General features: G+C 43.7%; 21 protein-coding genes and 1 pseudogene. 1 reads left to right on the forward strand and 21 read right to left on the reverse strand.

The genetic code is table 11. The annotated features are described in order from the left end of the window. The 8 genes from M654_RS12795 to M654_RS12830 form a co-directional block, all read right to left on the reverse strand. Entirely contained in the window at positions 1–1,179 is a 1,179-nt protein-coding gene (locus M654_RS12795; protein WP_026587282.1) for an MFS transporter, read from the reverse strand. Positions 1,180–1,707: 528 nt separating this feature from the next. Beyond that, positions 1,708–2,202 (reverse strand): DinB family protein, encoded by a 495-nt coding sequence (locus M654_RS12800; protein WP_026587283.1) that lies wholly within the window; start codon positions 2,200–2,202, stop codon positions 1,708–1,710. 508 nt (positions 2,203–2,710) lie between these two features. Next, entirely contained in the window at positions 2,711–5,311 is a 2,601-nt protein-coding gene (gene ppsA, locus M654_RS12805; protein ID WP_026587284.1) for a phosphoenolpyruvate synthase, read from the reverse strand. Positions 5,312–5,541: 230 nt separating this feature from the next. Beyond that, entirely contained in the window at positions 5,542–6,063 is a 522-nt protein-coding gene (locus tag M654_RS12810; protein WP_026587285.1) for a DUF2812 domain-containing protein, read from the reverse strand. A 1-nt stretch (position 6,064) separates the two neighbouring features. Continuing rightward, positions 6,065–6,400, reverse strand: coding sequence for a PadR family transcriptional regulator (locus M654_RS12815; RefSeq protein WP_026587286.1), 336 nt, complete (start codon positions 6,398–6,400; stop codon positions 6,065–6,067). 185 nt (positions 6,401–6,585) lie between these two features. Next, positions 6,586–7,989 (reverse strand): right-handed parallel beta-helix repeat-containing protein, encoded by a 1,404-nt coding sequence (locus M654_RS12820; protein WP_026587287.1) that lies wholly within the window; start codon positions 7,987–7,989, stop codon positions 6,586–6,588. Positions 7,990–8,185: 196 nt separating this feature from the next. After that, positions 8,186–9,526 carry a branched-chain amino acid transport system II carrier protein gene (gene brnQ, locus M654_RS12825; RefSeq protein WP_026587288.1) on the reverse strand — a complete coding sequence of 447 codons (1,341 nt, stop codon included), beginning with the start codon at positions 9,524–9,526 and terminating at the stop codon, positions 8,186–8,188. Between the two features lie 444 nt (positions 9,527–9,970). Then, positions 9,971–10,378 (reverse strand): hypothetical protein, encoded by a 408-nt coding sequence (locus tag M654_RS12830; protein ID WP_026587289.1) that lies wholly within the window; start codon positions 10,376–10,378, stop codon positions 9,971–9,973. A gap of 359 nt (positions 10,379–10,737) precedes the next feature. On the opposite strand from M654_RS12830, the pseudogene M654_RS12835 reads away from it, so the two are divergent. After that, positions 10,738–10,959: pseudogene (locus M654_RS12835) on the forward strand (MerR family transcriptional regulator); the annotation flags it as partial. Here the strand turns inward: M654_RS12835 and M654_RS12840 are convergent. The 13 genes from M654_RS12840 to M654_RS12900 all read right to left on the reverse strand — a co-directional run bounded on the left by M654_RS12840 (position 10,943) and on the right by M654_RS12900 (position 26,249). Continuing rightward, positions 10,943–11,197, reverse strand: a complete 255-nt coding sequence (locus M654_RS12840) for an HPr family phosphocarrier protein (protein ID WP_081692840.1) — start codon at positions 11,195–11,197, stop codon at positions 10,943–10,945. The pseudogene M654_RS12835 and the gene M654_RS12840 sit on opposite strands and share 17 nt — an antisense overlap. 350 nt (positions 11,198–11,547) lie before the next feature. Continuing rightward, positions 11,548–12,603, reverse strand: a complete 1,056-nt coding sequence (locus tag M654_RS12845) for an enoyl-CoA hydratase/isomerase family protein (RefSeq protein WP_026587291.1) — start codon at positions 12,601–12,603, stop codon at positions 11,548–11,550. Positions 12,604–12,618: 15 nt separating this feature from the next. Further along, entirely contained in the window at positions 12,619–13,398 is a 780-nt protein-coding gene (locus M654_RS12850; RefSeq protein ID WP_026587292.1) for an enoyl-CoA hydratase-related protein, read from the reverse strand. Positions 13,399–13,482: 84 nt separating this feature from the next. Then, a complete protein-coding gene (locus M654_RS12855) occupies positions 13,483–14,934 on the reverse strand; it encodes a CoA-acylating methylmalonate-semialdehyde dehydrogenase (RefSeq protein WP_372709334.1) in 1,452 nt (483 codons plus the stop codon). Continuing rightward, positions 14,918–15,826 (reverse strand): NAD(P)-dependent oxidoreductase, encoded by a 909-nt coding sequence (locus M654_RS12860; RefSeq protein ID WP_026587294.1) that lies wholly within the window; start codon positions 15,824–15,826, stop codon positions 14,918–14,920. The genes M654_RS12855 and M654_RS12860 overlap by 17 nt, the downstream gene beginning before the upstream one ends. Before the next feature lie 14 nt (positions 15,827–15,840). Continuing rightward, the gene (locus M654_RS12865; RefSeq protein ID WP_026587295.1) at positions 15,841–17,556 is read right to left on the reverse strand and encodes an acyl-CoA dehydrogenase family protein; all 1,716 of its coding nucleotides are present in this window, start codon (positions 17,554–17,556) and stop codon (positions 15,841–15,843) included. Between the two features lie 359 nt (positions 17,557–17,915). Then, positions 17,916–18,860, reverse strand: a complete 945-nt coding sequence (gene manA, locus M654_RS12870) for a mannose-6-phosphate isomerase, class I (RefSeq protein WP_026587296.1) — start codon at positions 18,858–18,860, stop codon at positions 17,916–17,918. Positions 18,861–18,877: 17 nt separating this feature from the next. Continuing rightward, a complete protein-coding gene (locus M654_RS12875) occupies positions 18,878–20,800 on the reverse strand; it encodes a fructose-specific PTS transporter subunit EIIC (protein ID WP_026587297.1) in 1,923 nt (640 codons plus the stop codon). Positions 20,801–20,941: 141 nt separating this feature from the next. Continuing rightward, complete coding sequence (locus M654_RS12880) at positions 20,942–22,885, reverse strand: mannose transport/utilization transcriptional regulator ManR (RefSeq protein ID WP_026587298.1); 1,944 nt, start codon at positions 22,883–22,885, stop codon at positions 20,942–20,944. Positions 22,886–23,101: 216 nt separating this feature from the next. Next, positions 23,102–23,758, reverse strand: coding sequence for an ABC-2 transporter permease (locus M654_RS12885; RefSeq protein ID WP_026587299.1), 657 nt, complete (start codon positions 23,756–23,758; stop codon positions 23,102–23,104). Next, entirely contained in the window at positions 23,742–24,611 is an 870-nt protein-coding gene (locus tag M654_RS12890) for an ABC transporter ATP-binding protein (protein WP_201278508.1), read from the reverse strand. The genes M654_RS12885 and M654_RS12890 overlap by 17 nt, the downstream gene beginning before the upstream one ends. An 11-nt stretch (positions 24,612–24,622) precedes the next feature. Then, on the reverse strand, positions 24,623–24,997 hold the full coding sequence (locus M654_RS12895) for a GntR family transcriptional regulator (protein WP_026587301.1): 375 nt from the start codon (positions 24,995–24,997) through the stop codon (positions 24,623–24,625). A gap of 274 nt (positions 24,998–25,271) precedes the next feature. Beyond that, on the reverse strand, positions 25,272–26,249 hold the full coding sequence (locus M654_RS12900; protein ID WP_026587302.1) for an amidohydrolase family protein: 978 nt from the start codon (positions 26,247–26,249) through the stop codon (positions 25,272–25,274). Between the last annotated feature and the right edge of the window lie 112 nt (positions 26,250–26,361).

The following is a 26,361-nucleotide window of genomic DNA, read 5'->3' on the forward strand; positions in this document are numbered from 1 at the left end:
TCAGGCTGTTTTTCTCTTCAAGAAGATATATAAAATATATAATAAAACAAACAGCAGGTACATGAAAATAGCGGCAATATAGATCTCACGATAGGAATAAACCGTTGCAACCAAACCTAATAATAAGGAGCCTCCGCCAATTCCCATATCGAAAAAGTTAAAGAACGTTCCCATTGCATCCTCATGTTCATGCTCTTCCACAAGGTTTATACACCATGTTTGGATGGCGGGAAAAATTGAGCCGAATCCAAAACCGTAGCATATAGCCGCTGTAAAAAACATTGCATTTGTTTGTGCGAAATATAATATTGACAGCCCTGCTATTGAAAATAGCGAGGCGGGAATAAGGATGGCGGCAGCTCCGTATCGGTCAAATGTTCTGCCGGAAATGAGCCGTATAAAAAAACTGGCTCCTGCAATCAAAAAGAAAAACATCCCGACACTATGAAACCCCTTTTCAATTGCATAGAGCGAAAAGAAAGACATAATTCCAGATGCAGCAATACCAACGAATAAAATAAGAATTGACGGAAACAGTACACGTTTTTCCAATACTTTTAACTTTACAGTTCCCTTTCCGCCAGTGCCAGTTGTTTCCGGCTGTCTGCGCACGAAAACAGCCATAAGTACCGCCAGCAAAAGAACGGACATCCCGCCTAAAAAAAGCCTTTGAAAATCATAAAGCTCCAGAGCCGCGATACCGATCATCGGTCCAACGGAAACTGCAATTGTCTCACCTACTCCAAAATATCCAATTCCTTCCCCTCTTCGCTCTTTAGGGATAATTTCGGCTGCGATTGTCGCAAAATAGGTCGTCGCCAATCCAAACCCGGCCCCATGTATTAAGCGAATCAATAATAAAACGCTGACATCAGGCGCCAGGTAATAGGCTCCTGTTGAGAAAGCGCTGATCACAATTCCTAAAATGAGCAAATATTTTTTATTGAACCTTAAAGCCAGTGCCCCTGCAAAAGGACGAACAGCAATTGCAGAGATCATAAAAATACCCGTGACATAGCCGACTTGTTTTGCCCCTCCTCCAATAGCCGTCACAAACAAAGGCAAAGTCGGCAATAACATTTCAAATACCATAAACAAGAAAGCATTTGCAAGCGTCACAAAAACAAATGACAATGACCACATTTTTGCAGTATGTATTTTTTCTACATTCAATTCCATGGCTACCTCTCACTCACTGTTTTTATTTTTCTTCTCACGCATTGACTTTAACTGACCAAGGTCAGTTTGTAAATATAATTTTATAGAATTTAAGCTATTAATAAGCAGAATTTAAAAAATAAAACTTGATTAAACTGACTGTTGACAGATAGAAGTTGAGTCACAAAGGGTATCTTCCAATAAATAAAAAAGCTACTCTCAAAGAGTAGCTTTTGTTGGCGAGCTCTTCCTGCTCCGACTTCGTATCGACCAGCCGGGTGGCTGCGGCTCTTCTATTATAGTGCTCTGGTATAGTGCTCTGGGTGAGCTCTTTTTGTAGCTTTGAAATAAAGTTTGAGCAAAAATCCCTCATAGGTCCTTGTTTTACGATAAATAAGAAGAATCCATTTTGAAAAAAGATTGATCAAAATGGATTCTTCTTTAGCAGATTTAAGTTTGGTTTTTATAAAAAAGTTTGATCATTTTCTACCCATGTTGCTCAACACTCGCGCCTTATAATTGAATAACTGTAAAGCTAATGAAGCTTTTTTAAAAGCTGCGTTTCGCTGCCCAAGCTCCTTGCATTTTACTAAGGAATACAATTTGCCCAATATGATATGCGTCGTGCATTGCTAAACTCTTCAGTTCAAGCACTAATGAATTATCTTCTCCTGGGATCTGTCTATACAAATCTTCATGTTCTGATTTTGCTAGTATTTTTCCAAGTTCACGATGAACATAAAAGTATTCTTGTTTTGTTTCCTTCCAATTTTCTAACGTCTCAGTTGGTAATCGAAATGTAGATTCATTATTTTCTGCCTGTGGTTCATTCGCTGTTTCACCAATAAACCGCATCAGAAATCTCTTTTCATAGAAAAGTAAATGACAAACTAATTCCCAAATGGAATTCATTGCCCCATCAGCTGGTTTCCAAATTGCCTGTTCAAAAGTGATATCCTCTAGCACTTTTTCAAGTGGTGGAAACCAGTCTTCTTCATCTAAGCAGCTTGCCCATTGCTGTGACAAAAGTGTCTTTACATCCATTTTCTATTCCCTCCAAATTTAGTCCCTTCAGTAGATAATCCCTTTGGTCAAAACTTCATTTGCGGCGTGTTGTTCTGGCATAACTTACAATTTCAAGATGAACCATCTAATTACCTCCCTTACTCCACCAAAAATATAATTTGAAAAAAGATTATTCGGTGTATGATCTCTGCGGGCTTAATGACCGTGAATCTCAAATTTTAGGTAATACGGCGTTACCGATCATCATGTACATAAAATTCTGTCAATCGTACATCATGGATATATAATTCTGTCATTTTTAGTGACAGAGTTGTTTATCCAAAAATTAAAAAACTCCATAAATAATATGGAAACGAATTAGATGGTTCTTAACACTAATAACGACAAAGAAAGTTTTCGACGATTTCAAATCTAGGCTTTCGGGGAGAAATATTGTTTGAAAATGTCTGAGCTTTTTTTCAAGCAGGATTCCTGCGAGTAAAGTGAATTTTTTACTCTCGTTTTCCTTAGCTGCAATAGACAGCCATTACAATATTTCGATATACCCTTCTGTTCCATGAACGCGAATTCGTTGCCCATCCTTTATCAGCTGGGTGGCATTCTCTACTCCGACTACTGCCGGTAACCCATATTCGCGGGCGATAACGGCTCCATGGGTCATCAATCCGCCGACTTCGGTGACCAGGCCTTTTATGGATACAAACAATGGTGTCCAGCTAGGATCGGTAAAAGAGGTGACTAATATATCTCCAGCTTCCAGATCAGCATCTTCCATGTTTAAAATGACACGGGCTCGCCCCTCTATCACTCCGGAGGAAACAGGCAGACCTGCAATCGCTCCGGACGGGAGATGTTCTCGTTTGTACTCGCCTGTAATGATTTCGCCATCAGACGTGATTACACGCGGCGGAGTTAGTTTTTCATATAATTTGTACTCGTCTTTTCGTTTGCTGATGAGCTGGTCATCTAATTTTTTTGTGCGTACGACTTCGTGAAGTTCTTCAAAAGTGAGATAGTATATATCTTCTTTTTCATGAATAGCGCCTACTTCTACAAGTTGTTCGGCTTCTTTCAGCAAAGCCTGCTTATAAACGAAGTAGCGATTCACCATGCCGTATTTTGGATATTCCCGATACCCGCTGAAATTCCGGATGAGGTCGATCATTCGTTTTGTTTCTTTGGCTTTTTGTTCACCATCCGGCAATTGCTTCAACCGATCTAATAATTCTTGTTCTTTCTTCAAAGCTTCCTGCCGTCCTTGCTCAAATTTCCGATGGCTGGCATTAGGCTCAAAGTTTTTGACATGATTAAGAATCATAGGGACAAGTGTAGTTGGTTTTTCGCTCCATCGAGTTCTAGTGATATCAATTTCTCCGGCACATCGCATTCCGTATTTGTTGAGATAAGCAGAGATAGCGTCTTGGATTTCCTGTCCACCTTCAAACTGAACCAGCTCATCCAAAAAGTGATCATCTTTTACATGCTGTAAATAAGCAATTACTTCTGGATAAGGACGTATCACATCTGCGACGTCCAGCAGCGCAAGACCCATTTCTGAAGTAATATTATGGGGTACAGATTGAGAAAGCGTATCTGCTGCGTTTTTTTCACCTAACCACTCGTTCATTTTTTCGTTAATCCATGATGAAGCATTCATAGCAGCTTGAATCACAACCGAACTTTTTGGGTGAAATAAAATCTTCTTTAATTCCTGGATATCTTCCAGAATAAAACTAAATAAATCCGACCCTGATTTCGTTTGGATGTTTTGTTTTAACTCTTCTATCGATGTTTGACTGCTCTTCATCAAATCAGAAACGATTGTCGGATCGTTTTCAGCTGGAGCCGGCATATCTGCATTGCTTCTGCTGGGATTCGGTGTTGTGTTATCATTTGGTATCGACTTAATGAAATCTCGTCGCTCAATTATGGTCATAAGTGCGTCTTTTAAGAGCGGATCGTGTTGTCCCATGCTATTTAATAAAAATTGTCTGCTGTCAGGTGATGCCAGATGATGTGTAACATCAACAAATAACCTTCCACCAGCTTTACGCATGGGTGCAGAAGTCGTCAGCAGAAAAAAAGACAATCCCAGTGGTTTTATGGGATCCGTCATCATTTGTTGATGACCGACAGAGATATAGACGTGATTGTCTTGATCGCTCGCTTCAGGGATGGGATATAAAGTCGTTATTGGCCGACTCTGGACAATATAAAATGTATCGTGGACCAAACACCATTCGATATCTTGCGGCTGGCCGAAATGAGCTTCCATCTGTCTTCCGATGCGTGCCAGTTGTAAAATTTGTTCATCAGTCAGTATTTGCGTCTTTTGTTGATCAGGAGCGATCTGCCGTGTTTCTGTTCCGCCTTCTTTTCGTCCATAGATCGCCAATTTTTTGGTTGCTATCCGCTTACCCGTGATTTCTCCTTCCTGTACTTTATAACCATCGGAAGATACCAAGCCGGAGACCAGCGCTTCTCCGAGTCCAAAACAGGCATCAATCGACAGCAGCTTACGGTTGGAAGTTATCGGGTCAGCGGTAAATAAGACTCCTGATGCCTGTGGGAAAACCATCCTTTGAACGATAACAGATAAATAAACTTGACTGTGGTCAAATCCATTTTGCATACGATAGATGATTGCGCGATCTGTAAATAGGGAAGCCCAACATTTGCTGATATGCTGCAAGATGGCTTCTTTTCCGATGATATTTAAATAGGTGTCTTGTTGACCGGCAAAAGAGGCATGTGGTAAATCTTCAGCCGTTGCACTGGAACGCACGGCATAAGCATGTTCATCGCCAAATTGGGAGAGATAGTGGGCAACTGCTTTCACCACATCGGCTGGGATTTCTGTTTCCATAATGAGTCGTCGAATCTTCCTGCTGATTTCACCAATTTGATCTCGATCTTCCGCTTTGAGCATTGTTAATTGATCCACCAACGCTTGGAACGTTTCGTTTTGTTCGACCGCTTTTTGATATCCCGCTGTTGTGACACAAAATCCTTCTGGTACTTGTAGTCCTTGAATTTTTGATAATTCCCCTAAATTTAACCCTTTTCCCCCAACGAGTAAAAGCTGTGTTTTTTCCATTTCGTGAAAACCGAGAACCAAAGAACTCATTCTGCATCTCTCCTTCTAAAAAAAATTTGACATGAGCTTTGCGACGTGATACAATTAAAATATAAAATGGGATATCTATAACATATAATCAGAAACGCACATCATCTGATTATATCATCACGTATGTTTTTATGCAATCTAAAAAGAACCTGGATAGTTTGACCAGGTTCTTTCTTCATTTCCCGCTACCATTGTTCGAGCGGCTCCGTTACTGCATCATCATCTAATTGTCACACTGATTTTCCCCATATTCCAAGCACCCTTCCTTTCGCTGCAGCTAACGTCAGGACAGACGGCAAGGTCACGAGGAAGCATGTCAAAGGCACCCACTTTGATATGCCTGTTATGTAATGAAGGATTGTTGCTAAGAGAGTTAAGCAAATCAAGACAATAGTGACATGTCGAACAGATGTTTCGCTTCTCTTATACTTTTCAATCAGGGTTGATCGATCTGTATATATCGGAGCAGTCCCGGGCTCTGCAGCGAAGATATGCATTCCATGAGAAGAGCATACATGTGTCCACCCTCCGGCTTCAAACGTTTCTGTATATTCCTCAAAGCTGTCATCATCAATATCCTGATAGTCAATGCTGTATGTTACATTTTGCGGCTTGGCTTTTTTAAGTTTATAGCCCATAAATGCAAATGAGTCGAGCAGCCAGCCTTTGCTGGCCATATATTTGAGTTTCTTCATATCTTTTTCCTCTGAAAAAGCCAAGCCTTCGGACATAATATATTTTTTTTGTATCATGTTAATCCCCTTTCAATTGTTGAAAAGCGAGCTCCCCGTGTTCAGCCATCACTCTTCTGCGTTGAATTTCTTTCTTTAGCAGTTCTCGGCCGTGCAAGGTTGTTCGATACACTTTGCGGCGCGGGTTTTCATTGTTTACAAGTTCAATCATCTCTTCTTGAAGTAATTTCTTCAACAGGGTGTATAGTGTAGCCGGACCGATGATAAAGGAATGGTCGGTCATCTCCTCTATTTCCTGCATAATGGAATATCCGTGTTTTGGTTCCAGTAATGTTAAAACGATGTAATACGCTGGATCGGTGAACTGATCCATTTCTTGCGGACGCTGCTTAGGCAAGTGGTCACCCCATTTATTATATCAATTATTGATATATCATTTATAGATATAATAAAATTTCCCTTCCGATTTGTCAATACATCATGACTAAAAAACAAACACCAGGCAGCTGCCGGTGAATTCAATGTTATCCATAAATAAAAAAGCCCCCATAAAGGGGGATTCAGCAATTCAATTATTGCGCTTTACTTCATGACTGACCAAGCAGGTGAATCTGGATCCAATGTAAAGTCATAAGACTTCTCATCACGATACATCGGATCGGCATAAATCGATTCTTGATCTTGATTTGTTGCCTTTTGATATGATGAAAACGAGTCGTATTCATTCTTTTTCCAAATCCATAAGCCATCTTTACCGGCTTCCTTATGGTACACGTTATGGTTCACTATATTTTCGTCATTCTTCGTAAAATCGTTTGCAATAAATATTCGCGAATGACTTGCTGTCATGATGTTTTTTTCGATGTTGTTATTTTTTGTATCATATTGCAGCAAAAGCTGTCCGCCATAGAGACCCTTTGTATCATTACGGTACATAATATTGTGCGCAATGACGGAGTTGCTGGTGCCTCCCCGCTTGTTGTCGTATCCGCCGATTGAAATACCGGTATACGCGTTCTCATACACTGTGTTGTCGGTTATTTGAACATCGTCAGCATATTTCCCTCTATGTTCAGACGTTGCTTCAATGCCGATATCGTTTTCGTAGACGATGTTTTTCTTAATGTCAATCCTTTGTCCTCCATCGACATAGATTCCGCCCGCTGAGTAATCATCTCCATATGCGGGATTTCCGTAAGTCGAGTTATGATAAACTGTATTGTTTTCTACGACACCGTTGCGCACAAAATCGTTTTGATCGGCCGTTCCTTCATAACCGATCAGATCAATTCCGATGTTGTTATTGTCACGGACGACATTGCCGCTGATCGTGAAACCGTCAATGTTTCCGTTCAGCACGACCGCTTCACTCGCTCCGAGTGTCAGCTTTTCAACCGTATTGTCTTCGATCTTAATGTCTTTCATGCTGCCCGAGCCATAGACGGCAATTCCGTGGGCATTTCCGTCATCTGCTGTTGTCTTTATATCCCGAATATGATTGTTCTTCATGGTTATATGACTGCTGGAGCCTGATACATAAATTCCCATGGCGGTTGCTTCTTCAGATGATACAGACAGATCCTGAATCGTGAACCCGCTGATTGTAATGTTATGTTTATCATGAATATGAACGAGCGGTGTTTCATATTCTGCGTCTGTAACTGCTTCTCCGCTGATCACGACTTTTTCATTCTCATAGTTTCGGAATGTGACGGGGTTTTCGTCCGTCCCGCTGTGCTTCACATCAAGTGTTTCATGATATGTGCCTTCCCGAATCATGACGGTTGTGCCGGGGACAGCCTCTTTTGCGGCATGTGCCAATGTACGAAACGGCTTTTCTTTCGTGCCTTCATTTTGATCATTTCCATCTGGAGAAACATATAAGCAGTTTGCCGGTTCCGCTTCTTTCGCTCCTGTCTTATCGTAAGCTAAAGCGATGATAGCTGATAAAATACCTGCTGATAAAATAAAATACCATATTCTCATTTTCAGCACTCTTTTCTCTTTAATAATATGGATGACTATCACAATTATAGAATATCCATTTATGGAAAACCATCGCAAAAATATGAAAGGATCCCTCGGACTTCAGCGATGAGTGCTGCAACTGAACAAAAAAAGCCTCTGCTGCGCAGCAGAGGCTTTTATAAATATCGCAAATTCCGACCATTTGTTCATCGATTTAATTGAATTTTCCCACAGGGTGATTTTTCTTACGGAGCAAATGAATGAGGTAACCGCCTATTCCTCCCGCAAGCGCCGGGAGCAGCCATCCTAATCCTATGTTATACATCGGGAGAAACCGATTGAACACTTGATTGATAGCATCGATTTTTATGCCGGCAGCATTCAAGCCGTCAAAAAGGCTGATGATAAAGGTTAATATCAAACTGCCTTGATATACTTCCCTCCGCCCTTTAAATAAAGGGTGCAAAAATGTTAAAAATATTAAAGAAATCGCGATAGGATACAAAGTCGTTAATACAGGCATTGAAACATTAATGAGCTGTGTTAACCCTATATTTGCTACAAGGGTGCTGAATATAGATAAAGTGACCGCCATTTTTTTATAGGAGATGTTTGGGAACAATCCATGAAAAAATGAAGAGCACGCTGTGATCAGCCCTACACTCGTTGTTAGACAGGCTACCGTAATCATCAAGCCCAAAAACACTGCACCATAGCTGCCGAAATAATAGGATGAAACCTTAGCCAAAACCGCGGCTCCATTTTCTAAAAGACCCAGTTTTTCAACGCTGGATGCCCCCATATATGAAAGGGCGGAATAAATAAGAGCCAGGAGTGCGGCAGCAATGGCTGTCGCTTTTGCACAAACGATCATGAGCTGTTTTTTAGAGGTGGCTCCCTTCTCTTTCATTGCATTCACAATAATAATTCCAAACACAAACGCGACAAGAGCATCCAATGTAAAATAGCCTTCTTTGAAGCCTTTAAAAAATACATTGGATGTATATCCTTCAGACGGCGCTTGAAAGCTTCCGATTGGCTGAATAATAGCGATCGCGACGAGCAATCCGATAAATGTTAATTTAATAGGTGTCAGAAATTTTCCAATGACATCAATAATTTTGCTTGGATTCAGGGATAGCAAGCATGCAACCGTGAAAAACAAAATTGAAAATATGATTAATGCCGCAGGGCCTGCATCATTTGATAAAAAAGGTTTGACTCCGATTTCAAACGATACATTACCGGATCTGGGAATCGCGTAAAAAGGGCCGATTGCTAAATAAAGGATGGTTGTAAATGCTATGCCAAACAACGGATGTACACGGCTGGCCAATGATTGCAAATCATTTTTGCCTGAAAAAACAAAAGCTGTGATTGCTAATAGCGGCAAGCCGACTCCGGTCACTAAAAATCCAGCATTGGCTGTCCATACCTTCTCTCCGGCCATTTGACCAAGCATAGGCGGAAAAATTAAATTTCCCGCACCAAAAAATAATGCAAACAGCATTAATCCGATAATGATAATAAAAGAATAAGGGATTTTTTTTGCCATCATAAGTCCTCCGATTTTTAGTACGTGCAACTGTTAGATCATTTAGTAGTTAATAGCTTTCAAAATAAATGTCCTGAATAGTCAGTAAATATTAAAAAAACGGCAATACTATCCCACTATAGTAGCTGTTGCCGGCATTGTCAAAGAATTAGTCAGTATAAAACGAAGCAAAATCCCTTTTAACGAGGCATATTTTAGAGGCGCATATGTTGATGGATTGCCGGCGATATGTTTTGGGGACACTCGATCATCGTGAGCGGCCATCGAAACGGTATGTTTGAATCGGCGGACATTGCCGGATAAAGCGAGGCGTATCCGGTGTGCGGCGGCTTTCCCCGCGGAGAGTCCCTGCCATGACAAAAAAACCTTGAACGACTATAGCCAATCAAGGTTTCGATAAGAGTGTTCCATATGATATTTAGAAAAAATGACGGGCCGCGGCAATTATTTTACTTCCACCAATAAAAATGTATATGTTGTGCCCGGTTGTTTGTTTGCCCAGTAAACCATGACCTCTACATTCCCTTTACCCAGTCCTTCGTAGTCCAGTGTGTTTCTGTCTGGATTAGCATACACATTTAGAGCACTCGAATCATCAACAGAAACATATAAATCTTCATTTGAAAAATCAATTGGAGCACCGCTCGTACTGCCACAATAGAGATTCCAATGGCCGGATTCGCCAACCTTAACTGTTGGTTGGTGATCATCGGGTACGATGAATGTTGGGCACTCACTTGGTGTTATGGCGCCGTCTGATGCAGCGTTTGCGGATGTGGCATGAAAGGATAGAACCATTGCGAAGGTCATAAACAGTGACAAGACATACTTGCTTAATCTTCCAGATTTCATGTTATCAACCTCCTAAATACATATTTTGTTAATGTGTACAAATATTATAATAATCTATAATTTGGAAATTTTCAAGTCGCAGTCCAATGAATGATACGTCCGCACATCCCCCTTTCGTATTTCCTCCCGTAGGGCAGTATTCACATTTGCCGTCCGAGTTGCCGCAATTTCCTGTCCCTTAACCATCGCGGAAAGATTCATCTTCCCCATTCATCATAAGGGTCCTTTGTCCCTTTTGCTTTTTGGTCTTCTAGAGGGCTTGCTTTAAAGTGAACTTTAAGGTCTATAATCATGATGGAGATTACAATATTGCTTGCTGACGCAGCCAATGTGTATTTTGTTGAGTTGGAGGTTATCAGATGGGGTATTCGATAAAAGAAGTTGCGGAAAAAGTAGGTTTGCCTACGCATACACTCCGATATTATGAAAAAGAGGGTCTTCTCCCCTTTATTAAAAGAGATGCCAATGGAAATCGTATTTTTGAAGAAAAAGATTTGTCATGGTTGGAGCTTGTGATATGCTTGCGAAAAACCGATATTGCGCTTTCAGCTTTTTTCTTTTGCATTACAAGTTTAAAAGAAATTTTTCCAAAGTCTCTTTTACGGCTCGCTCATCCGCTCCATTTATGATTAACGTGATTTTATCTCCTTCTTGAACCGCTAAATTTATGATTTCCATCAGGTCTTTCCCGTTTGCAGTCTGGCCGTTTTTAGCGAGTACGATCTCACTCGCAAATGCTGCAGCTTTGCGGACAAATAGAGTTGTATGCCTGGCTTGAAGACCCCGGGGAAGCCGAACGGCAGGCTTTGTGACCAACATTATATTTCACCTTATTTCTATTTTGATAAAGGCAGTTTCATTTACAGGATAAATCTTAAAGTCCGCTTTAACGCAAGGGGTTTTTTTAGGTGAATGAAGTATGGCGCCAACAACAGTGCCTTCACCACAAAAAACATTGAAAGGCGCACGGCCCATCAAGGTTTCTATGCTTACTCAATGAAAATTGAGAATCGCCATTTACATTGCAATAGAGCTGAAATCATGTATCTAAAGCTTTATTCGACAATCGGCGTTAATGAATCACCGTTCCAGATCTCGCCCTTGTTCAGCGTCCAGCAATGAACGATATCTTACATTGGAGAATATTTCCGCAAAAAAAGAGCTGACATCTAAAGGTCAGCTCGGGGGTGAAAAAACTGATTCACGGCATCATCGGTTACATCTGAAATGTGCCTGTACTGATAGTTCGGTGATTGATCGCGATCGATCAGCACGGACCGCACACCTTCGAAGAAATCGTGATGCTTCAAAAAGTTCTGGGCCAGCACAAGATCTGTGGCAAAGCATTCCTCCAGCTTTTTTTGTTTGCCGTCTGCCAGTTGTTTCAAGGTGATTTTCAATGAAAATGGAGACTTGGAGAGAAGCTGTTTTTTCACATTCAGACTAAAAACGCTCCCCTCGCTTTCGAGAGACTGGATGATCTTTTCCAATGTATCATGCTTAAAATGATGATCAATCGCGTTTTGTTCAGGAGCGAGCTTGCTCTCCTGGTGCGGTTTCGCTTGAAATTCGCCGATTAGCTGTTCCAGCTTTTCCTCGATATTGACATGCCTCCAATTCGTCTGCTCCACTTTTTGAATAAAGCGCTCTAAATCAACACTCGTCATATAGATGTCTGCGCCGTTCATATACAGCACATCAGCGGCATGGATGACAGACGCTGTTAATGCAAGATAGCGTCCTAAGTACCCGGGCGCTTTGTTTAAAAAGTAGGCTGCGCCGACATCCGGAAAGAAACCGATATTCATTTCGGGCATCGACCATTTTGTTCTCTCCGTCACAATCCGGTGGCTGGCCCCGTATGTCAGGCCTACCCCTCCGCCCATGACGATGCCGTCCATGCAGGCGATGATCGGCTTTGAAAATCGATAGACGGCCATGTCGACTTCATATTCTTTTTCAAAAAAACGCTCTGCCTCTTGCAAAGCTTGTTTTGATGACCGAGCTTCATAAAGTGCCTTAATATCACCGCCGGCACAAAGCCCTTTTGGTCCGCTTCCTTTGATGACGACGACAGAAACGTTTTGATCTCTCTCCCATTCTTTTAATTGATCACCGATCACACGAACCATATCATAAGAAAGCGAGTTGAGCGCTTTCGGACGGTTGAGAACGATCGTTGCTGCGCCGTTTTGATTAACGGAACACAAAACGTCATCTGACATCTGGATCCACTCCTTTTATGAATGATGAAACTCTGGTTTACGCTTCTCCACGAACGCGTGAATTCCTTCTTTGGCATCAGCGGTTAAAAACAGCTCGGCAAACCTTTTTCGCTCCCTTTCCAGCGCTTTTTCCATGCTTTCGTTTGCGCCCTGGATAATGCATTCCACTGCACGCATGACACTCGTCATGCTTTTTCCTTTTACAAATGACGAGGCGATAGCTGTTGCCGTCTTCAACAGCTCCTCACCTTTCACGGCCAGCTGGGCAATCTTCATCTCTACTGCTTCATCAGCTGAAAGCGTCCGGCTTGTGAGGATAAGATCGAGCGCAGCGGCTGTATCCGTGATCTTGCGGAGCCGCTGAGTACCGCCAAATGCAGGAATCAGGCCGAGCTTCAATTCCGGAAGACCGACTGTCGCCTCGTCAGATATGACTCTGAAGTGGCAGCTCATCGCCAGTTCAAGACCTCCGCCAAGAGCCGGTCCGTTGATTGCGGCAATGACGGGTTTTTTCAAAGCTTCGATTTCATCACAGAGCGCCTGGCCATCTTCTGCGAGCGCCAATCCTTGTTTTTGATCCCCTAATTTCGAAACGAATTCTTTGATGTCCGCTCCGGCCGCAAAGAAGCGGCCCTCTCCCGTGATGATGAGCGCTTTTGTATCTTCGTCACGGGCCAGTTCTCGAATAAGGGAGCGCAATTCAGCGATGCATGAAGAAGACAGTACATTTGCCGGCGGATTGTTCAATGTGACGGTTGTGATACCATGTTCTTTTTTCAGTGTCACGTATTTCATGATTGATCCCTCCAGTTTAAATAGAAAGATCCCTCTCAAGTCTTTATCCTGGAATTAGAGGGATCCTGCTTTGTCAATGTAAGGCTAGAACCAGCGTTCGGTGACGACCTTTTTCCGTGTGTAAAACTGGACACCGTCTTTTCCGTTTGTCCCAAGGTCTCCATAGAAAGAGGCTTTGTTTCCTGCGAAGGAAAAGAACGCCATTGGAGCCGGGACATTGACATTGACACCGATCATGCCGGCGTCAATGTTGTCGCGGAATTTTTGAACGCTTTTGCCGTTTGACGTATAAATGACAGCGCCGTTGGCAAATTTGGACTTGTTGGCGAGTGCGATTCCCTCATCAAGGTCTTTGATTCGCACAACACTTAAAACCGGCGCGAAGATTTCATCCTGCCAGATTTTCATATTCGGTTTCACATGATCGAAAATGGTGGCTCCCACAAAGTATCCTTCCTGAACACCCGGATTGCGTCCGTCCACCGTTAGTGCGGCTCCTTCTTTTATGCCGCTGTCAATATAATCAAGGACGCGGTTTTTGTGGACTTCACGGATCAGCGGGCCGACAAAGTGATCATCGAATCTGCCGTCTCCCGTCTTCAGCTTTTGTGTTTCAGAAACGAGCATTTCCATGAAGTCATCGGCGATGTCGGTGGCAACCGCCGCAACGGAGCAGGCCATACAGCGTTCCCCGCTGCTGCCGAATGCCGCTCCGATGATCCCTTGAACCGACTTTTCAAGATGGCAATCCGGCATAACAATCGCATGGTTTTTAGCGCCGGCAAGCGCTTGAACGCGTTTTCCGTTTGCTGTGCCTGTTTGGTACACATATTTTGCGACAGGTTCTGATCCAACGAAGGAAATCGCTTTGATTTCTTCATTCTCCAATAAACCGTTCACGACGTCTTTTCCGCCGTGGACGAGGTTGAGAACCCCTTTTGGAAAGCCTGATTCATAGAACAGTTCGACTAGTTTCTCTGCAAGAAGAGGCGTCCGTTCTGAAGCTTTCAAGACGAACGTGTTTCCGCAGGCGATGGCGAGCGGAAACATCCAGAGGGGAACCATCATCGGAAAGTTAAACGGCGTAATGCCGGCGACTACTCCCAATGGATAGCGCCAGATCGAGCCGTCGATGCCGTCTGCTATCCCGGGCAGGGCTTCTCCCATCATGAGCGTAGGTGCCGCGGTCGCCAGCTCCACGACTTCAATTCCCCGCTGCACTTCCCCGCGGGCGTCCTTGAGCGTTTTTCCGTTTTCCATCGTAATGATGTCAGCCAGCTGTTCTTTTTGTTCTTCAAGAAGCTGCAGGTATTTGTATAAACGTCTTGTCCTGTTGGGCACAGGCACCGATGACCATGTCTCGTAAGCGTGTTGTGCGGCCCGTACGGCGCGCTCCACATCTTCTCTTACAGACAGGGGGACATAGGCGATTGTTTTTCCGTTGGCAGGATTAACCACTTCTTCGACTTCGGCAGCAAGAGAATCCACCCATTCCCCATTGATGTTGTTCCGCATTTTTTTAATGTTGCTTTTCATGATTCGTTTTCCCACCTCTATTTTGCTCACTGATTTTTTTGTATAAGACAGACATATCCTTTTCGCCGTATCCACCCTTATCCGCTTCTTGATAAAGCTCAAAGAGGATGTTGCTCACCGGCAGTTCCACGTTGTTTTTGTGAGCCAAATCCAGGGCGAAGCCAAGGTCCTTTAATAGAAGCTTCAAAGAAAAGCCCGGCTCATAGTGATCATCCGCTATGAAACTTTTATAGTTGCGCTCATAGATGCGGCTTTGGCCATAGCTTACATTCAGCATGTCAAACAATTGATCAAGATCGAGGTTGCTGTTTTTTGCAAGGTGCAGCGCCTCACTGACCCCGGCTGTATAAAATCCGATCAAGAGGTTGTTGATCAGCTTCGTGTTCGTCCCGCTGTCGATATTCTCGTTCACATGAAAGATATTTTCGCCCATAGCGTTAAATACAGGCATTGCCTTTTCGAAAGCGGACTTTGCGCCCCCTGACATAAAGGTGAGTGTCCGGTTTACCGCCCCTATCACACCGCCGCTGACGGGCGCCGCCAGAAAATCGACACCTTTATTTCCGGCCGCCTCTTCAATTCTCTGATTCAATTCGGGAGCGACCGTACTCGTGTCGATCAGCAGGATGCCGGGTTCAGCCAGGTGTACAAGCCCCTTTTCCCCTAAAAAAACCTCCTCTGCTGCGTTTGATGAAGGAAGGCTTGTCAAAATCGCGTCACACTGTTCAACCATCTTCTCAAGCGGGATACCGATGGTTCCGCCTGCTTGCTGAAAGGACAGCTCCGCTTCCTTGTTGAGATCCATACCATAGACAATGAAGTTTGCCAGAAGCAAATTTTTTGACATCGGAAGACCCATGTTGCCCAAACCGATAAACCCGATTTTTTTCAAAAGTTTCACTCCGTTCACACAATATATTTCTCATGTTCGGCTATTCTTTCTGCGATTTCGCGCTTTTGGATAAACAGGTTGCTGAAGAGGGGGACAGGCAGGCTGCGAATCTCTTGCAATACGAGCTTTCTTTCGGCTTCATCTGATTTCAGCCCTGTTAAGACAGACACCGCCATCTCTTCAATGTTGCGGAAGCCTTCTTCACAAATGACGTTTGTCATGATTTCTTTCAGCCGTTCTTTAGCTTTCCCGCTTTTTTGTACCGCTTTTTCCGTCCGTATGACAGCGGATTCCATCACATAGATTTCTTTCTTCATGTCGGCGATAAGCCGCGAGTATTCCTGCTCCTCTTGAATGTTAATGTTGGCGTGTGCCAGTGTATTCAAAGATTTGTTGAGAAGCCGGTTAGACTGATAGATGAATTGCCTGTTTCGTTTTTCCTGCTTTTTTAACGGGATTTCAAAGTTTGTGCCAACGTTTTGGTGCACCATTTTCAGCAAAAGTTTGGCGATCGTCAGCCGGTTGATTTCGTTTGTGCCTTCGAAAATCCGGCTGATCCGCGCATCCCGGTACAAACGTTCCACTTCATACTCCTGCATGTATCCGTAGCCGCCATGAATCTGAACCGCCTCGTCTGCGATCCGGCCGAGCACTTCGGAGCAGTTTACTTTATTGATCGCACATTCAGATGCATAGTTTGCCAGTTCTCTTAAACTTTCGCCCAGTGAACCGGCAGTCTCAAACACATTGTCTAAGTTTCCCGCCGTCCTGTAGGCAGCACTTTCCGCTCCGTAAATCGAAATCGCCATATCGGCGATCTTTTCTTGAATCATGGAAAAATCGATGATCGGCCTGTCAAACTGTTTCCGCTGTTTGGCGTAGCTTACGGCAAGCTTCAATGCTTGTTTTGCAGTTCCGATGTTTGAAAAGGCGAGTTTCAAGCGCGCCATGTTTAAAATATTCAAGGCGACATGATGCCCTTTTCCGGCTTTTCCGATAACATTCCCGATGGGTACTGTGACATCATCCAAGATCAAGGTCGCTGTCGAAGACCCTTTGATCCCCATTTTCTTTTCTTCAGGGCCGACCGAAACCCCTTTAAATGAGCGCTCCACGATAAACGCGGTCATGCCTTCAGCCGTTTTTGCAAAGACAACATAGACATCAGCCACTTGCGCGTTCGTAATCCACTGTTTTTCGCCATTTAAAATCCAGGCTGTTCCTTCTTTGTTCAAAACAGCCGTCGTTTTTGCATTTAAAGCGTCTGATCCTGCACTGGGCTCTGTCAGGGCATACGCTCCGATCCATTCTCCCGATGCGAGCTTCGGCAGGTATTTTTGTTTTTGTTCTTCGGTTCCATAATAAACGTATGGCAAAGTCCCTACACCCGCATGAATATTAAAGGAGACGCTGAACGACCCGCCGGCTCCCATTTTCTCGGCCACAAGCCCTGACAGCTTTTTGTTGAGAGAGAGGCCGCCGTATTCTTCCGGCACCTCGATCCCGAGAAGGCCGAGCTCTCCAGCTTCTTGAAACAATTTTTTAACGTTTACGTGATCATGCTGATCAATCGATTCAAGAAGGGGCATGACGTCGTTTTTGACAAATGATTCTGTCGTTTTGGCCATGAGTTGCTCTTCCTCAGTAAAATCCTCAGGTGTAAATAGGCCAGCGGCAATTTCATGATGAAAAATCAAGGGTTCATTCCACCGGAGTTCTGCTTTTTCCATCACGTTCCTCCTCGCTTTCCATTCATGAATATGAACTGTGATAAAAAGGCGATGAATTCGCTTACATTATCTTTCTTAACCGAATCATCGCCTTCTTTTCTCATGGTGTGTTTTTTACGGTTGATGTTCTTCAGGAAGGAAGCGTTTTTTCTTTTCTCGAACCGTGCTCACTTCCCGTTTGAAGAAAAGAACGATTGTTCTAATCATATGCGGACGTCCTAAGGTTCATGCCATCTTTGATGTGTCCCAACGGCTGAAAACGGCGGCTATTGAACGGAGGTCTGGGGAAGAAGTTGATGGAATACAAAAAGAACACCTGTATGAAGACAGGTGTTCTAAAAAGGTGAACGGATGTATGTTTAGATGCTCGATACAATACACTTTGTATGCCCGTTGAGTTCAAATTCACCAAATCCATTTGGCAGCAGCATGTGATCTCCCTTTTGAAAGCCGTATTCGCGCTCGCCGGAGATCACGCGCCCCTGTCCTTCGATGATGCTGATGAGAAGAAAAGGTTTTTCCTGTTTTAAGCAGGCTGTTCCTTTTAATTCCCACTTTGCCACTGAAAAATAAGGGCCTTCAATTAAAGTGGCGCTAGCCAGGTCATCTGTTTGTTCATATTGAACCGTTCGCTCTTCCGGCAAAAATGGAACGTTGATGACGTCAATGCTTTTTTCCAGATGGAGATCGCGAAGGTTGCCAGCTGCATCCTTTCTGTCATAATCATATAATCTGTAGGTTGTATCGGAATTTTGCTGCGTCTCCAAAATCAAAATACCTTTTCCGATGGCATGCACGGTCCCGCTTGGCACATAAAAGAAATCTCCCGGCTTCACCTTTACCCGCCGTAAAAGCTTGTCCCATTCTCCCTTTTCTATCATGGAGATCAGCTCATTCTTTGTTTTGGCGTGATGGCCGTAAATGATTTCTGCGCCCTCTTCACAGTCTATGATATACCAGCATTCTGTTTTTCCGAGCTCCCCGTTTTCGCGTGCCTTCGCATACACGTCATTTGGGTGGACCTGAACGGATAGGTCTTGATCAGCGTCTAAAATCTTCGTCAACAGAGGGAAGCGATCCCCCTCCAGATGTCCGAATAAATGCCGATGATTTTCCCAAAGCCCGCCGAGTGTGAGTCCTTTATATTCTCCGTTTAAAACGACGCTTTGTCCATTTTGATGAGCGGCAAAAGCCCAGCACTCTCCCGTTTGTTCTGACGGAATGTCATAGCCGAAGGCGGCTAAAGCGGTGCCGCCCCAAATTCTTTCTTTGAAAACGGGTGCAAAAAACAACGGTTCAGTCATCCTCATCATTCCCCCGTTTATATGATTTCGTCCAAAAGCTTGTATGCTTCTTCTTTTGTTTCCACAGACAGCAGTCTTTGACGGTAGCTGTCATCCATTAGTTTTCGCGACAGCATTTGCAGGAGTTTTAAATGCTCGTTTCCTTCGCTTTCTTTCGGTACGGCGATCATAAAGATTAATTTCGCCTTTGTTCCATCAAGGCTTTTCCAATCGACACCCGATCTTTTCATCCCAAATGCGACGCTTGGCCGTTTCACTGCATCAGATTTTCCGTGCGGAATCGCAATATTCATTCCGATCGCTGTTGTGCTTTCTTGTTCGCGAGCCATAATCGCTTCTTTAAATCCGCTTGCTGAATAAAGTGCGCCGGCGCTGGCTAATTTTTCGATCATTTCATCGATAATCTCGTCTCTTGTTTCCCCTGATAATGCAGGCTCGATCAGCTCGATATCGGTGATGTCGGTCAGCTTGTTGATTTCCGGCATGTTGATGTGCTTTTTGGCTTCCATCGGTGCGTCTTTGACTGTTTCGGGCCGAGTTGGCTGCGGTGCTTCAGCAATATCTTTTTTTAAGACATTGACCAAAAAGGCAGTGACAAGTGATCCGGCAATGACAGCGATAAAAAACATCAGGACATGATCCACCGCTCCAAGCACCGCAACGATTGGTCCACCGTGTGCCACTCTGTCCCCGACGTTTCCGATCATCGCGATGACAGAACCTGTCATCGAACCAGCCATGATACTCGGAATCACGCGAAGCGGATCTTGCGCTGCAAATGGAATGGCGCCTTCAGTAATGCCGAACAATCCCATCGTAAATGCCGCTTTTCCCATTTCTCTTTCTGCCGTCTGGAATTTTCTTTTTCCTAAAAACGTCGCAATACCGAGCCCGATTGGCGGTATACAGATGGCAACTGCAATCGGGCCCATGATTTCGTAGTTTCCTTCACCGATCATGGCAGATCCAAACAGAAAGGCCACTTTGTTGACGGGACCGCCCATATCAAACGAAATCATCGCGCCCAGGATCAAAGCCAGAAGGATGGAGCTTGATCCCTTCATCCCAGCCAGCCAGACCGTCAATGATTCAAAGATTTGCGCGACAGGCGCGCCGATCAATAGTACAAATGCCAAACCTACAATCAGTGATGCAACCACCGGTATGACAATAATCGGCATAATCGGCTGTAGCGCTTTTGGGACTTTTAATTTTTTGATGGCCAGCGCCGCATAGCCCGCTAAAAAACCGGCGATAATCCCGCCGAGGAAACCCGCGCCGCTCACGCTGCCGTAAAAGCTTCCCGTCGCCGCGATATAGCCGCCGATCATACCTGGAACAAGCCCTGGTTTATCGGCGATGCTGTAGGCGATATATCCGGCTAAAATCGGGATCATGAATGAGAATGAAGCGCTTCCGATCTGTTCAATCGTTTTCCAGAAAGAATCATCCGGAATCACCAGGCCTTTCGGCGTTTTCTCACCGCCGAGCGTCAGGGCAACCGCTATCAGCAGTCCGCCGACGACGATGAATGGAACCATGAAGGAAACACCGTTCATCAGATGACGGTAAATCGGGTTTTGTTTTTTCTCCCGCTGACTGTCCGGGGCCGATTTTGAATCTGATTGATGGGTCGGGATGTCGCCGTTTACCGCTCTCTTAATCAGTTCTTCCGGCTTGCGGATGCCGTCTTGAACACCGACAGCCAACAATTTCTTTCCGATAAAGCGGTCTTTATTGACCGACCGGTCCGCAGCAATAATAATCGCGTCTGCTTCGCGAATGTCTTGTTCGGTCAGCTCGTTTTCTACTCCGATGCCGCCTTGGGTTTCGACTTTCAGTTGAACGCCCAGCCTGTCGGCCGCTTTTTGCAGATTTTCCGCGGCCATGTACGTGTGGGCAATTCCGTTTGGACATGATGTAATCGCTAACAGTTTCATGCTCGTCCTCCCCTTAGAATAAAGTATGTTTAGTAGGGCTTGTCACTACTGTATATCAAAATCAGGATGTTAAAAGCGCTTGTTTTTACCGTAGTTTCCGGAAAAATCGGCTTTTTTCCCTATCAAATTAAAAAACAGGGCTTAGCCCTGCCTTTCATAGTCCAAATAAGATAAAAATTTCATCACATTTGTTTCTTGTGTCAGCATGCGAATGAAAGCCGGCTGTTCGCTAAGGTATGACAGCTCGTGAAACAATTGCCGCGTCATGTTTTGATCCTCGTGTTTCACAGCCAGCATAAAGACGAGCGACACCTTTTCAGCCCCCCAGTCAAGCGGCTCTTTTAAGGTGGCGATAGCGATGGCCGATTGTTTAATCCATTTCGCGTTTGCATGGGGAATCGCAATTCCGGCACCGATGTTTGTCGCCGACATTTTTTCACGCATGACGGCATGTGCGGCGTAATCCTTTTCGACATAGCCTTTTTCATACAAAGCCGCTGCCAATTTTTCAATCAGTTTGTAGCGATGCTCTGATTCTTGCTGCAGAAATACTAAAAATGGCGTCGTATTGTTTAACATTTTAAATGTTTGTTTTTTGCGATCATCCATTTGCTCGACAAACACGTTCAGCTTTTCTTCATCACCGGACTCTAACAGCGGTGATACGACAACATGGGGAAGCTTCATATCTTCCAGGGATACTGTGGAAATGACGAGCTCTGCATCACTGTGCCTGGCTAAATAATCCGGCAAGTCGGCTTTGGCGATACAGTCGAGCACATCGATTTGCCGGCATTTCCGCTCGATCTTTGTTCGCAATAATTGCGACATCCCGATTCCCATATGGCAGACAATGACGGCTTTTTTTCTTGCATGGCCGCCGCGGTTAAAACGTTCGACCGCCGCTTGAAAATGCAATGTCAGATATGCGGCTTCTTCCTCCGGAATCGCAAGCGCGAACGCTTGATTGATGTCTTCCAGCGCATCGATGACGATATGAAACAAATAAGGATACATTGTTTTGATGTCTCTAAGCATTGGATTGGATACCGAAAGACCATAGTTTAGGCGATTTAACACTGTGTTGAGATGAATGTTCAAGCCGCCCATCAACACCTGATCCTGGCGGAAATCCTGCATTTTCAGCTCTGATACGCGGTCGATCAGGTGCCGGACAACCTGATGGAGCAAAGGATTTTCCAGGTTTTTCTCTTCCTGATGACCCGGATACCGAACTTTCCCGCCCAGGATATGCAATGTCAAATAGACGATTTCCTCTTTGGGAAAGAGGATGGTAAAAGGGGCCTCCAGCCGTTTTAACAATGATAGTGTCCATTGATATTCTTTTTTCTCTTCGACAAGGGAGATGTCTTTTTGAGCAATGGAAATCGGCTGCTTCATTTTAATCCGGCGGATCATTAATAAAATATGCAGCAGCAAATTTTCACTCGTTTCATCTGTGAAGTATAAAGAATGCCGCTTTTGCATTGATTTGATTTCATTCATCACACATTCGATTTCATGGCTTAAAAATTTGTTTTTGATAAATTGACTTGTAAATTGTGGATGGTCGATTAAATCCGATAGCCTGGCCATCGCTTTTCTTTTATTTTTTTCGCTCCCTTTAATGGTTAAGCCGAGCCGCTGCTTTGACACCAATGTGAGGTCAAACCGCTTCAGCCACCCTCCTATTTTGGTTAAATCTTTTTTGATGGCCGATTTATTTAAAAAATATCGCGCAGCAATGTCTTTTGCAGAAGCGGGCTTTGGATTCATTAATAAGTGGTAAGCGATGTCCAGCATTCTTTCCTCATCGGTTTTCTGCTTATGGCCGCTGTGTTCACGAAATAGTTGATGGGTCAGGCGGACCCTCTCATCATCTTCTATTTGTAAGTAAACGCCCACCCCCGGTTTGCGAATCAGTTCTGCATCAGCATGTTCATTTAAATAATCTTCGATCGCTTTAAGGTCGTTTCGGATCGTTTTTTCGGAACACTTTACTCTGTCAGCGACATCTTGCACGATTAAATAATCATCAGGTTCAGATAATAACAGATATAAAATGTCTTTTTGCCTCGTATTCATGTGGATTTCACCTGTTTTCTATCCTTCCTGTCAATTTCCCTTAATGCCTAAAATTATAGTATAAGTATACTACATACGAAACCGTTTACATTATATAATGAAATAAAAGAGGCAAAAGTTTGATTTTTTACCGAAGCTTCCGGAAAAATGATGTTTATCAAAAGCAAACAATAAAAAAGGATCAAAAAGAGCCACGCTCCCTTCTGATCCTTTAGACTAAAACTCTCTTTTTTGATAAAACTTAAGAGAAAGACCATATGAACAAATGATGATGGCAAATAAAGCAACAATCAACAGAATGAAGCTTCCCGCGTTTGAGGTGCTTCCAATCCATTCCGTGAGCTTTTTGTTAAAAGCGAAATGCTCATCCTCGCTCAAAAATTTAACAACTGCTGTTCCGCCAAATATAAAGACGAAAAAAATGATAAGGTTCGCCATTTTCGATTTCAGATAGCCGTACTTAAAAATTAACGGAAACGAGATGGCGCTAAACAAAGTGACAGCCACAACGGCGCCCATTGCCCCTATCGCTGTGAATGGAAACTCAAGCGGTACGTGTAGCAACTGACAGATCATATTCAGCAAGAAGTAGACAAGAATCGCGTAGGCTGCATACACATAGACTGAAACATACTTGGACATGACGATGATATTTCGTTTGATAGGTAGGCTGATCAGGATTTTGTCGCTGTTGTTTTTGTCCTCCAATGAGCTTGCACCGAGAGTCAGCTGATACGTGATGGCCAACACGGCGAGCGTATAGCCGATATGCTCAAGCTGAGAAAACGTAAATGTGAAAAAGATCATCAAAAAGAGCGATAATTTGATTGTTTTTTTCTGCATTAAGATATCTTTTTTAATAAGATGATACACGATGATCACTCCTGTTGGTTGAAAATACCATGATATCCTCCAATGTAGGCTTTTCGATCATGACGGAATCCCCGAATTGCTGCAGGACGTCTTTTCGATTGTCCGACAGCGCTTCAAAACCAAAGTGATTTTCTTTCAGACCGATAAATGTGTTTGGCTGGCGCGAGTTCAAGATTTCTTTGCTTCCTTTGACAATGCAGTACCCCTCCAGCAGTTCGTCTTTTGTTTTGCTTAATATCATCTGTCCGTTATCGATGAGTGTAATAAAGTCAGCGACTTTCTCTAAATCGGATGTAATATGAGTTGAAAAGAAGATCGATTTGTTTTCGTCTTCAAGCAGTGTTTGCAAAACATCCAACAGTTCAGACCTGACAAGAGGGTCTAATCCGGAAGTCGGTTCATCCATGATCAACAGTTCAGCATGATGGGAAAGGGCGATCGCCAGCGAGAATTTCATTTTCATTCCTTTTGACAAGTGTTTAATCTGTTTTTTCAAAGGAAGCTGAAAGTCTTTTGCATACCGTTGAAAAACGGCTTCATCCCACCTTTTGTAAAACGGGCTGATGATGCCCTTCATTTCGCTGAGCGTCAGTTCTTCATAATAGTGATTTTCATCGTAGACAAAGCCGATTCTTTGCTTGATCTCGATGTTGTGCTTTTCGCTGTCAAGGCCGAAAATATTGATTTCGCCTTCATCTTTTTTGATCAGGTTCATGATCAGCTTAATTGTCGTGCTTTTCCCTGCTCCGTTTGGACCGATAAACCCCATGATATACCCTTTTTCAAGAGTGAAGTTGATATTTTGTAGTGAGAAATCCTGATAATGTTTCGATAGATTGTTTATTTCCAGAATGTTGTTCATCTTTACCACCCTTCATACAACAGTTTGAGCATCTCTTCGAGCTCTTCATATGTCAGGCCGACGAGCTTGGCTTGACTGACGGCTTCTGCCATTTTTTCTTCAATCATTTTTATTTTTGTTTCACGGAGCATGTCTTTATTGATGGCTGCCACATATGAGCCCTTTCCGGCAACGGTGACAATGAACCCTTCTTTCTCAAGCTCATCATAGGCTCTTTTCGTTGTAATCACACTGATTTTCAGCTCTTTGGCCAAGTTTCTGATCGATGGGAGCGGCTGTGTTTCCGAGAGCGCTCCTTTGACGATCTGCTCCTTTAATTGGTTGACGATCTGAAGATAGATCGGTTCGTCTGAAGCGTTTGAAATAATAATGTTCAAAGCATGACATCCCTCAATTCGTTATTACTGTATATATACAATATAAACAGTAATAACAGAGATGTCAACATTGATCACCATTCTTGAAAGATTTCAGCTTCCCAGAAACACCCTTCTGCAAGCGTTCCTTTTGCTGGATCAGGAACTTGCCGGAGAGAATCCGGCGAATCATAATATCCTCCTCTTTAGCTCTTTGGCAACTCCTCATCATTCCACCCCTTGAGTACGCCAAAAAGACCTCCATGATAGTAGAGGTCTTTTTGGCGTGTGTCATTTAGAAATTAAATAAGCGGGCCGCATTTTGGCTGCCGATCTTTTTCCTGTCCGTTTCACTGATTGGACATTGATCAAACCATGATGAGATTTCATTCATTGATTCGTATGGATAGTCAACGGAAAATAAAATTCTGTCTGAGCCGACTTCCAGCATCGTATCGATTAAAGCCTGTGTCCGGAAAACGCCGCTTGTGGTCAAATAGAAATTTTGGCGAAGATACTCGGTTACTGGCTTTTGATGTCTACCGTGCGTTTCGGGCCTCTGATGGCGAAGCCGGTGTTCCACGCGCGGCAGTGTAAACGGCAATCCTTCGCCGAGATGGCCGAGGATAATGGTCAAGTTTGGATATTGATCAAACAGTCCGCTTAACATCAGCCGCAAAGCATGTGTGGCCGTTTCGACACCAAATCCCCATGCTGAACCAAGCAGTCCCTCATAACCTTGGTAAATTCTTTGCTGATGAGGCAGCGGAATGCGAGGATGAAGGTAAACGGGAACGCCTAATTTTTCGACTTCTTCCCAGAATGGCCACACTTTGGGTTCGTCAAGATATTGGGCTGTATTTTCATCACCGATATTACTGTAGCCATTGATCAATGCTCCGACAAAACCAAGGTCTTGCACCGCCCGTTTCAGCTCTTTAGCTGCCTCCTCTGGATCCTGCATGGGAAGCGCAGCAAAAGCTTGAAAACGGTCTGGGTGTTTGGCAAGGAAATGCTGTGCCACATGGTCATTCATCTGCTGCGCCAGTTCGATGGCCTTTTCCCGATCAGTAATACCTTCAATTCCCGGCTGTGTCAACGATAATATCGATGTTTGGATTCCGTTTTGATCCATATCTTCAATCCGTTTTTCATATTCCTGCAATCGCTTTTGGACCTTTGCAAAATAGTCTGCGTCTGTGAAATCATGGCTGCCCGTCGCTGGAAAATCAGGCGACTCCCAATGTTCTTCTAAAACGATTTTACCTCTCATGATAAGCTCCTTTCGATGATAAAACAACGCGAGATTTGACGGACCGTCATCATTTTCGCAATAATCATATACGCAGCTGCTAGTTAAAATTTTATCACTTGGCATGATTTGG

Origin of the sequence: Bacillus sp. NSP9.1 (assembly GCF_000465465.2) — a bacterium.
GTDB classification, from domain to species: Bacteria; Bacillota; Bacilli; order Bacillales; family Bacillaceae; genus Bacillus; species Bacillus sonorensis_A.

What these genes read in the sequence shown, in the direction of transcription:
- M654_RS12820 (WP_026587287.1), bottom strand. Translation starts at nt 7,989, where the DNA reads ATGAGAATATGGTATTTTATTTTATCAGCAGGTATTTTATCAGCTATC.
- M654_RS12810 (WP_026587285.1), bottom strand. Translation starts at nt 6,063, where the DNA reads ATGATACAAAAAAAATATATTATGTCCGAAGGCTTGGCTTTTTCAGAG.
- M654_RS12900 (WP_026587302.1), bottom strand. Translation starts at nt 26,249, where the DNA reads ATGAGAGGTAAAATCGTTTTAGAAGAACATTGGGAGTCGCCTGATTTT.
- ppsA (WP_026587284.1), bottom strand. Translation starts at nt 5,311, where the DNA reads ATGAGTTCTTTGGTTCTCGGTTTTCACGAAATGGAAAAAACACAGCTT.
- M654_RS12795 (WP_026587282.1), bottom strand. Translation starts at nt 1,179, where the DNA reads ATGGAATTGAATGTAGAAAAAATACATACTGCAAAAATGTGGTCATTG.
- M654_RS12875 (WP_026587297.1), bottom strand. Translation starts at nt 20,800, where the DNA reads ATGAAACTGTTAGCGATTACATCATGTCCAAACGGAATTGCCCACACG.
- M654_RS12800 (WP_026587283.1), bottom strand. Translation starts at nt 2,202, where the DNA reads ATGGATGTAAAGACACTTTTGTCACAGCAATGGGCAAGCTGCTTAGAT.
- manA (WP_026587296.1), bottom strand. Translation starts at nt 18,860, where the DNA reads ATGACTGAACCGTTGTTTTTTGCACCCGTTTTCAAAGAAAGAATTTGG.
- brnQ (WP_026587288.1), bottom strand. Translation starts at nt 9,526, where the DNA reads ATGGCAAAAAAAATCCCTTATTCTTTTATTATCATTATCGGATTAATG.
- M654_RS12840 (WP_081692840.1), bottom strand. Translation starts at nt 11,197, where the DNA reads ATGTTGGTCACAAAGCCTGCCGTTCGGCTTCCCCGGGGTCTTCAAGCC.
- M654_RS12850 (WP_026587292.1), bottom strand. Translation starts at nt 13,398, where the DNA reads ATGAAATACGTGACACTGAAAAAAGAACATGGTATCACAACCGTCACA.
- M654_RS12830 (WP_026587289.1), bottom strand. Translation starts at nt 10,378, where the DNA reads ATGAAATCTGGAAGATTAAGCAAGTATGTCTTGTCACTGTTTATGACC.
- M654_RS12855 (WP_372709334.1), bottom strand. Translation starts at nt 14,934, where the DNA reads ATGAAAAGCAACATTAAAAAAATGCGGAACAACATCAATGGGGAATGG.
- M654_RS12865 (WP_026587295.1), bottom strand. Translation starts at nt 17,556, where the DNA reads ATGGAAAAAGCAGAACTCCGGTGGAATGAACCCTTGATTTTTCATCAT.
- M654_RS12880 (WP_026587298.1), bottom strand. Translation starts at nt 22,885, where the DNA reads ATGAATACGAGGCAAAAAGACATTTTATATCTGTTATTATCTGAACCT.
- M654_RS12845 (WP_026587291.1), bottom strand. Translation starts at nt 12,603, where the DNA reads ATGTCAGATGACGTTTTGTGTTCCGTTAATCAAAACGGCGCAGCAACG.